Here is a 7,150-nt window from a genome sequence, read left to right as displayed (position 1 = left end):
TGAGTAGGTTGTGATCTCAGATTACAAACCGGCCAAAATAATTGTCGCGAACCGGCCAGATTAATTGTCGTCAGATACCACAACAGAACAACCGGAGAGGGACAAAGTGATGAGCGACCAGCCAGCTGCGCCAGAGATTATCGAAGACGAGATTATCGACACCGGCACCGAAGAGTTTGCCCACGTGGTGGCCATGATGGTGCTGCTCGAGCCCGGCATGTCCTACACCCATTCGGTGGCCCTCTCTCCCGACTATGGTGCCGGGCAAATCGTCCAGGACGTCAACAGCCTCAAAAAGCGCGCCCGCCGCCTGCTGGTGCCGGCCATGCACGAAGCCGCCAAACGGTCAGGCCAGGTCTATAACATCGAGAGCAGCCTGGTGCTCTACCCGTCAGGTCGCCTGTTCGCCCAGGCCATCGTCACCCGCAGCCGGTAAACCCGCAGCCGGCTTCAGGCTGAAACAACAGAACCGGTGGAATATAGGCGTCTCCTCGATCTGTACACACGAGGAGACGAAGGAAGGTATAAAGATACTGCGCTATGGGATAAACCCTATAGCAAAGGGAAATCCAAGTAGTGAATATCAAGAATAGATAGAAAAGAAACAAAAGCATTAAATCATGATTTAATGAAAAAATGATTACTAACCATGTATTGATCCACTTATACAACAAAGACAGTACCTGAACAATCGAAGGAGACGGCGTAAAATATTCTTGTTCAGTATTTATTATTGACTTAACACGCTAGCCAATAATCTGTATTTCACACCGCCATTGGAACATGAATTCATGATTTCATTAATTCATTTTTTTGCGAAACATATCATATCCGGCCAACAACATATCGGTCATCGTGATGCCTTGCTCAGCAGCGTAAGTTTTCATCTCTTTGTGCTTATTGACAGGGACCTTTATCTGGATGGGTTTAACCTCAGTATCAGGTTGGGCTCCCTTGCCCGTCACATCCAGTGTAGGTTCATTGGAAGGAGGGGGAGCGAGTTTAATGCTATTCTTGGGACCTTTCATTGCAAACCTCTCAAGCTGGCATGACATAATTAAAAAATGAATTCATGATATCATGAGTTAACGATATCATGAACCTCCTCAACCATAGCCTTGGCGGTCGCGTTCAGGGACTTAAATGGCGTTTCATATAAAGCTCGACCAACATCCAGCGCGCTGCCATATCCAGCCTTGAAAGGAATGACGGTATTAAGCACACGGAATCCCCATGCACGTATAGTTTCTTGAGCTTTCAAACCTTCAGCGTCTGAAGGGGATTTGGCCACTGTAAATACGATACGGTCTTTGTTTATCCCTTTTTTAATTAACTCTCTGGCCAGTTCAAGAGAGGGCTCCAGGTCATCAACAGTAGTGCCTGTCGAAACCAGTACCAAGTCAGATTCTACTGCCACATCCAGCGACGTGGTCTCTGCCGCCGGACGTCCGTCAATAATAACGAGATGATACTGATCTTTAATTTTTACTGCTGTCTCTACCCTGCGATACAACCCACAATCAATAGTAGGTAACCCCGCATCCTCACGTCGCTTGCACCACTTAAGCGAGGTCTGTTGTTTCTCATCGATATCCGCCAGATGTGTCTTCCACCCGGCCTCAGTAAAGCCCGCCGCTAATGTTCTGGCTGTTGTGCTTTTAGAACCACCGCCTTTCTGACCAATGCACGATATAATCATGATATCAACCTTTCATTATTTCATGTTAACCATAGTGATATTGGCACAACCAACAAAAAAATGAAAGCATTAAATCATGATTTAATGACCAGTTTATCCAAAACACGCACCACTATAAAAACATGACAACATGAAATCATGATTTTACGCAGGGTAATTCAAAGCCATCGAATACCGGTCGGGTGGGTGCGCAGAATTTCACGCCGAACTTGCAGCAGGGTATATAAAGTGCGTATATGACCCAATTAGAAACGAATTTACGTAAGCGCCCCGTGTAGGACGTAGCGTAAGGATTATTTTACGGTTGAGAGGTTCCAGGGCAGCAGTTCATCCACCCGGTTTGACGGCCAGTCGCTGATTTTTCCCAGCACGTCCCGCAGCCAGCCCTCCGGCTCCACGCCGTTCAGTTTGCAGGTGCCCAACAAGCTGTAGATGATAGCCGCAGCCTCCCCACCTCGGTCTGAACCGAAGAACAGGTAGTTACGTCTGCCCAGCGCCACGCAACGCAAGGCGTTTTCACAGATGTTGTTGTCGATCTCCGCCCGACCGTCACTGCAAAACACGTTCAGCGCGTCCCACTGCTTTAGCATGTAACCGAACGCCTTCGCCTCTCCGCGTGCACCGACAGCGTTTTCAGCTGCGCCTGGATCCAGTCGTACAGTGAATGCATGTAAGCGCCCCATGTAGGACGTCTTCCGGTTTTGACAGGGATGATTAAGGATGGTGTCCACCTATTTTAAGTGGACACCATCTATGACAAAGCCCGATATCCCCCGAGCCAACTACTCCATGGAGTTCAAGTTGGCCATGGTCGAGAAGTCCCTCCAACCGGGCGCCAGCGTCGCACTGCTGGCGCACCCGTTGTCATCGAGAACAAGGTTGTTCCTGTGGTGGTCGAACACCCGCCTGCGTTGCTGCCAGCGGCTTCTTCGGCTCCAGCAACACAGCCAAAACCCGAGCAGGTCTGTGAGGTCGCTATCGGCCGACCTCGCTTCAGTTCGCGAACCAACGTTGCCAGCATTGCCGGCGTAAAATTTCCGCACCTCCTGCCATACGCTGGTCAAACACGGTCTGCTGAAAAAATACCGCAATCCATCGCTGCACCTGGCGTTTGCACTGACCGAGGCCTGGTTGTCGCTCGCCAAGAGACTCAGCGCCGTCCGGGCGGTATGACCTGGGCGTCCCCTGGCGATAAAGTCTACACGGGGTCCATGACGACCGTGTGATAAGCCGGCGCACTGGCGTGCACACGGGCGCTCAATCCGTATTCCGCCATGACCTGGCAAAACCGCGCGGCATCACCGATGACGCGAAACGGGACAGGCTGCAGGTGGCGTCCATCCTGGGCAAAGGCGGTATGCAGCGTCGCTTTTTCCACGTAGAAGCCGTTGTTGTGCTGAGCGGGCGTCGGCGTCGCGCCGGATACCCACTCCTGCGTATCCATCACGTAATTGTCCCAGCCCTGATCTTTCAGGGTTTCGGTCGCATAGGTCAGCCGAAACAGGTCGGACTGCTCCGCCAGCTTGCCGCTGCAGGAGCGCCACAAATAGTCCAGATGCTGCCGCAACTTGCCGGCCAGACCGTATTTTCGGCCACGCTCCAGCATCCATGCGATATCAATCGTCACGCTCCGGGGAAAGCGCTTTTGCTTTTGCGCACTGGCCAGCCAGCGGATAAGAAACAGGTTTTCCGCGTAGGGCGTTGACACAATGCCATCCTGGCGGGCCAGCCCCAGCGCCACCAGGGCGCAGAACGCTAGGTGGCTTAACGCGGTGGTGGTGTCTGTCGGCGCGGCAGAAGGGGTGTTGTCCGGCAAGGTCGTGAGTCTCTCCGCAACGGATTAATGGCGAATTTGCGCCAGCTCATCGGCAGTGAGACCTGTGGCGTTCATTACCGTCGCCAAATCCAGGCCACTGTCGAGCAGCGAGCGGGCGATCTTCCGTGCGGCTTCCTGACGTCCTTCCTGACGTCCTTCCTGACGTCCTTTTTCCATACCGCGCTGTTCACCCAACTGGATACCCTTCTCGATACCTTTTTGTTCAAGCTGTTGTGCGATGGTCATCAGTTCATCCTCATGTTGCGGTACCCGCAGGGCCAGTTCGCGAACAAACGCTTGCGCATTCGCCGACTCCCCTGCCTGGAGCATATAGTGTATCAGCGAAATCACCTGCGGCGAAGAGAGATAGCCGGCCCGCAGAATGGCGGACAGTCGCTCTGCCAGCTCTGCCAGATCGCGCTGGCGAATATGTTTCTGCAGCAGGGTCAGTGCGGCCATGCTGCGGTGGTTCATGATGTCATCGTCGGGAATGACGGTCACATCAACCAGCGGAAACGCCCCGGTGTACAGTTTTTCCGCCAGCGCCGGGTCATCAAACTCGTCCAGCCAGCGGGTAGAGTAGGGATATGGGCTGCGTTTACCGGCATAGAACAGCACCGGGATCACCAGCGGCAATTTTTTATGCCCGGCCTCCAGATGGCGCTGCATGGCGGCTATAGCATAGCGAAACATTCTGGAGGCCATGTGTTTATCCGGCGAGGACTGGTGCTCGATAAGCACGTGCACGTAACCATCCGCGCCGGCGGTAGTTTTCAGGCTGTAAAGCACGTCGCTGAAATACGGGCGCAGGTCATCTTCGACAAAGCTGCCGGACTCCAGCTTCAGCGTGCTCAGATCACAGATAGCCTGCAGCTCTGCCGGCAGGTGCAACTGCATAAAATCCCGAGCGATATCGGGATGCGTCAGAAACTGTTTGAAGGCCAAATCATGCGGCGTTGGGGTCTTTTTCATAGGGCTATCGTAACATGTTCGGCCCCCGGCTCACTATCGCGGCGTTGGGGGTTGTCCGTACCACCGGCAGCGGAGCCAACTGACGATGTCGACGCCGGCGCCGGCGCACGGTTTGTGCTTCCCCTAACCCCTGCGGGGGCCAGTCTCCCCACTATCCCGTGAGGCCTGCCTCTGCGACAATTGCCAACGACCACAAAACAGGAGCTTCACATGGACAAAAAAAACTCATACCAGCACACAGCCTCGATGGCTGCGAAGCTGGAGCAAGGAGGCAATTTTGCGCAGGCCGCCCATTTTTGGCGCACCGCGCAGCATCTGGCGAAAAACGGCGCCAACGAGGACTGGTGCTGGGTCAGGGCTAACCTGTGTGAACGGCGGGGGCAGTGAGAATATGCGTATCCCGGAGCACGTCATTCTATCGGCCCTGCGCAACGGCGGGGTCATCAAGAGTTTTTATCGCCGCGCCGTGCGGGCCCCCCGGCCAGCAGGTTCTGTGCTCGCTGACGGCTACGTGCTGACGTCGCCTGGCGAGCGGGGCGACGTCATGTTGAGCCACGCCGACTTTTTGGCCGTAAAAACGCAACTGGCAGAGGCAGAAGCCTGGGAGCAGGTGGTGGGAAACACCCGTTTCGGTGGCAGCGCCTGGGTGTTGTGTCATCCGTCTGATGATTGAGAAAAGCGCCGCCGCCGCTAAAGTGATAAATGTGACTACCCAGATCGTGCTGCGTAAAATACCGCAGCCACAGCCACGCATCGACGCCCAGATTTCACGTAGCGCAACCGTCATGCTATCGCCCCAATTCGTCTCGCCCCCCTCAGACTATCGGCAGGCACACAGGGCGGGCGCCGACATTCAGTCCATGGCATACGCATAATGCCGGCAGGCGTAGTCAAACAACCGGGCATCGTCCTGCGCATTGCCCATATCAATGCCGGTGTCCATCACGCCCTGGGCAAAGCGGAAAATGTGCTCGTAGGCATATTCCTCTTCCTGACGGCGGCTAGCCCAGTGTCCCTGCTGCTTCCTGAAGGCCGTTCGGGCGCTTTTCAGCACCCGACAGAGCTGCTGGCAGATAAAATAGCTCGCGACGACGTTACGGGCATCGCCCACAAACATGACCTCGCTCTCCGGCCGCATGAAATCATGCCACAGATAGACCTCCAGCGTCCCCAGCATCCGGGAAACGCCCTTCGCCACCATGCCGCCATACCAGTAATACGCGGTCCGGGGAATGGCCAGGCGCCGGCTTTCGGCGACATCGCGCAGCGTCAGTGACAGCAGTTCGGCGTCCGTCAGCGCGAGGAGCAACGAGTCCAGTGCCGTCCGATAATCTATCACTTCGCTGTCGGCGGACAGCGGGGCCAGGTGACGACTGACGAGCCCCGCGATATGTTGCTCGGGCACTGCATTCAGCGTCGCGGACGGCGTCAGTTGCTGGCGCAATTCGTCCCTGTCGACCCAGGTACGCAGCAGGGTCTCCGCCGACAGGCCTTGTGTCGCGGCCAGGGCGCCGATGCGCTCTCTGAGTTCATCGGACAGGATGATCCCCGCTGTCACCGCAGCGTGTTCCGGCACCGTGACCCGGCGGGAAACCGGTTTGTAGATCTCCCCGGTTTCCGGGCGGATCTTCAACCCGGCCTTCAGCCAGCGACTGAGTTCTTGCGGCAGGATCGTCGGGTTATCCTGCAGAAAGCGGGTCTTGTTGCCACGCTCATGGCCATACAGCATCTCGATATAGTCGAGCAGGAGCATAACGTTAATCACCAATGTATTTATAAGCACTTTTGTTTATAACATCCGTTCGGGTGAGGTGTCCAGGTATGCGCCCTGGCGCATGCAGGCGACAATCGTTCCCACAGGGTTCACCAGTCGGTGAGGGTCGCCGGTGACGCGGCGTAGCCGCCCAGGTCTGATAGGTATCGCCTACCCCATCCCTTGCCCTGTAAGACCAGTTCCGCTAAATGCGACGTCTATCTTTGTGTGCGCCGTCGGAGTGGTCACGACAAGGCGTAAGCCGCAGTCGGGGCGTATCTCCGCGTTAGGGGTCCAGTGGAAGAACCCCTGATCGGAAGGCGCGGCGGGGCGTCATCGAACAGCCCGAACTGGGGGTTCTTCGCCGGAACCCTCGAAAATTTTGTCACGTTTGTCACTTTAAGAATAATGCCGGCCTTTGAATGGATTCATACTCTGTTTCCCTGAAAAAGGTAGAAACCAGTCTACCACCATCGGCTATTTGCAACAGTGCCTGTCAGATCAAGTCGCGACTAATACAATTTACGTCTCTTGCTTGTAGCGTGCCAGTGAAATAACTCTGTCTGCGGACGCGATTGTCGATTCTCTGTGTGCAATAATTACGCGAGTGATCTTCATCTGTTTTATTGCCTGATTAACATAGTTTTCGCTTTCTTTATCCAGTGAGCTTGTCGCTTCATCCATAAATAAAATCCCGGGCTTTCGATAAAGTGCACGAGCAATAAAAAGACGTTGCTTTTGTCCGCCAGATAATCCTTCTCCCAGTTCACCGACTAAAGTTTCATAGCCCATGGGCATTTTCATTATCACATTATGGATGTAACTGGCACGGGTATCTCGCGTCAATTATTTTGGCCGGTCGGCGACAATTAAAATGGCCGGTTCACTACGGCGCCAGTGATGCCGCCTC

8 protein-coding genes and 2 pseudogenes are annotated in these 7,150 nt (G+C 54.7%); 3 read left to right on the top strand and 7 right to left on the bottom strand.

Annotation, left to right across the window (positions count from 1 at the left end; translation table 11 throughout):
* Positions 1-109: 109 nt before the first annotated feature.
* Entirely contained in the window at positions 110-436 is a 327-nt protein-coding gene (locus AC4PR2_RS27060; protein ID WP_492175789.1) for a DUF7609 family protein, read from the top strand.
* A 364-nt stretch (positions 437-800) separates the two neighbouring features.
* Here the strand turns inward: AC4PR2_RS27060 and AC4PR2_RS27055 are convergent, their stop codons facing one another.
* The 5 genes and pseudogenes from AC4PR2_RS27055 to AC4PR2_RS27035 all read right to left on the bottom strand — a co-directional run bounded on the left by AC4PR2_RS27055 (position 801) and on the right by AC4PR2_RS27035 (position 4,487).
* Positions 801-1,028: a hypothetical protein gene (locus AC4PR2_RS27055; protein WP_197847342.1), complete on the bottom strand. Its 228-nt coding sequence runs from the start codon at positions 1,026-1,028 to the stop codon at positions 801-803.
* 50 nt (positions 1,029-1,078) lie between these two features.
* Positions 1,079-1,699 carry a ParA family protein gene (locus tag AC4PR2_RS27050; protein WP_197847341.1) on the bottom strand — a complete coding sequence of 207 codons (621 nt, stop codon included), beginning with the start codon at positions 1,697-1,699 and terminating at the stop codon, positions 1,079-1,081.
* 293 nt (positions 1,700-1,992) lie between these two features.
* A pseudogene (locus AC4PR2_RS27045) lies at positions 1,993-2,369 on the bottom strand (IS66 family transposase); the annotation flags it as partial.
* A gap of 528 nt (positions 2,370-2,897) precedes the next feature.
* Positions 2,898-3,515, bottom strand: coding sequence for a DUF2913 family protein (locus AC4PR2_RS27040; protein ID WP_492175788.1), 618 nt, complete (start codon positions 3,513-3,515; stop codon positions 2,898-2,900).
* Between the two features lie 24 nt (positions 3,516-3,539).
* Entirely contained in the window at positions 3,540-4,487 is a 948-nt protein-coding gene (locus AC4PR2_RS27035; RefSeq protein ID WP_492175787.1) for an Rpn family recombination-promoting nuclease/putative transposase, read from the bottom strand.
* A gap of 210 nt (positions 4,488-4,697) precedes the next feature.
* On the opposite strand from AC4PR2_RS27035, the gene AC4PR2_RS27030 reads away from it, so the two are divergent.
* Positions 4,698-4,874: an ANR family transcriptional regulator gene (locus AC4PR2_RS27030; RefSeq protein WP_492175786.1), complete on the top strand. Its 177-nt coding sequence runs from the start codon at positions 4,698-4,700 to the stop codon at positions 4,872-4,874.
* A gap of 4 nt (positions 4,875-4,878) precedes the next feature.
* Positions 4,879-5,160: a cytoplasmic protein gene (locus tag AC4PR2_RS27025; protein WP_492175785.1), complete on the top strand. Its 282-nt coding sequence runs from the start codon at positions 4,879-4,881 to the stop codon at positions 5,158-5,160.
* A gap of 180 nt (positions 5,161-5,340) precedes the next feature.
* On the opposite strand, the gene AC4PR2_RS27020 is transcribed toward AC4PR2_RS27025, so the two are convergent.
* Complete coding sequence (locus tag AC4PR2_RS27020) at positions 5,341-6,240, bottom strand: hypothetical protein (RefSeq protein ID WP_492175784.1); 900 nt, start codon at positions 6,238-6,240, stop codon at positions 5,341-5,343.
* Between the two features lie 522 nt (positions 6,241-6,762).
* Positions 6,763-7,071, bottom strand: a pseudogene (locus tag AC4PR2_RS27015) (ATP-binding cassette domain-containing protein); the annotation flags it as partial.
* Positions 7,072-7,150 lie beyond the last annotated feature (79 nt).

It is taken from the genome of Serratia sp. A07, assembly GCF_058725505.1.
Note: the sequence above shows the minus strand (reverse complement) of the source record. Positions and strands in the feature narration are given on the sequence as shown.